Raw genomic sequence first — 1,453 nt, 5'->3', positions numbered from 1 at the left:
CGCGCCGGAAATGCATGGCGCGTCGTAGCTGCCAAAATCATACCACGATTTCGCCTCGCGCTCGATCTTGGGCCTGATTTAGCGGCTTTTTCGTGGTACGATTTTTCTGTTATCAACGGAGGGCGATCCATGTTACGGGAAATTAGCATTAAAGCGAAACATGATAATGCGACCTTGGCCAAAGGAATTGAAACGCAATCGGTTTTTCGGCTCGAAGGCAATTGGTATTTTGACCAAGCAGCAGTCGATATGCACAATTTGCGGGTGACTGAACGCACCTATGTTTGCCCACATAAAGGCACATGTTTCTGGATTGATTTGGTGACCGATGCAGGTGTAGTGGCGGATGTCGGCTGGGTTTACACAATCGTCAAGCCCAATTACGAACATATTAAGGATAAAATTGCCTTTTACGGCGGCAATCGCCACGCCACAGCTGAAGCATAAGCGGTACAATCGACGTTGCATCAACGATGCAGCGTCTTTTTTTGTGCAAAGGAGCATGCTGTGAGTGGTTTAGTCACAACTGAACAAACTGGCGCGATTTTTCGCATTACCCTCAATCGGCCCGAAAAGCGCAATGCGATTAGTTGGCAAGTTGGCCAGGATTTACGCGCGGCGATCGATCAGGCTGCCAGTGCCTCGGGCGTGCGGGTAGTTGTGTTGAGCGGAGCAGGCTCGGTCTTTTCGGCAGGCATCGATCTTGGCGATTTGATGGATTTGCCCAATCGTTATGGTGAGCACTGGTTGCGCCAAATGCGCACGATCACCGACGATTGGCAAGCCTTGACCACTCGCCTCGAACGTTTGGAAATTCCTACTATCGCTGCCTTGCATGGCATGTGCCTTGGTTTGGGCTTGGAAATCGCCTTAGCCTGCGATTTTCGGATTGCTGCTCAAGGCACGAAATTGGCCTTGCCTGAAACTCGCTTGGGCATTGTGCCCGATGTTGGCGGTACAACCCGTTTAACCCGTTTGGTCGGGGTTGGTCGCGCCAAAGAATTGATTATGACAGGCCGAACCTTCAGCGCCACCGATGCCGAGCGCTGGGGAGTTGTCAATCAATTGGCTGATGCTGATGATTTAAATACCGTGGTACAAGCGTTTGCCGATGAGCTGATTTTGGCAGCGCCATTGGCCGTTGGCATGGCCAAACGAGTGATTGATGGCATGTTTGATGTCGATCGGGGCTTGTTGCTCGAAGGTTGGGCGCAAAGCCAATTGATTCGCACCGCCGATTTTAGCGAGGGTGTGCAAGCAGCAATCGCCCGCCGCGCCGCCGAATTTAAGGGCGAGTAAAACTAGGGGATGCGGCTATAGGCTGAAGGCTTTTGACTAACGGAACATTTTTTGGATTTTCTAATAAGTTCCCAATCCAAAAGATGTAATGGCTCATTAGGTTGGCAATGAAGTCCATGCCCTCACCCCCCAGCCCCCTCTCCCGCACGCGAGG

Annotated in this window: 2 protein-coding genes; both read left to right on the top strand. The window is 51.7% G+C overall.

Going from position 1 to position 1,453, the window contains the following annotated elements:
- Positions 1–447 (top strand): DUF427 domain-containing protein (locus tag DEF47_RS20170; protein WP_287045319.1); only part of this gene is annotated, 447 nt, incomplete at its 5' end.
- 60 nt (positions 448–507) lie between these two features.
- Positions 508–1,299 carry an enoyl-CoA hydratase/isomerase family protein gene (locus DEF47_RS20165; protein WP_012188395.1) on the top strand — a complete coding sequence of 264 codons (792 nt, stop codon included), beginning with the start codon at positions 508–510 and terminating at the stop codon, positions 1,297–1,299.
- Positions 1,300–1,453: the final 154 nt, after the last annotated feature.

The sequence above is a fragment of the Herpetosiphon sp. genome (assembly GCF_003512625.1).
Classification (GTDB): Bacteria; Chloroflexota; Chloroflexia; order Chloroflexales; family Herpetosiphonaceae; genus Herpetosiphon; species Herpetosiphon aurantiacus.
Note: the sequence above shows the minus strand (reverse complement) of the source record. Positions and strands in the feature narration are given on the sequence as shown.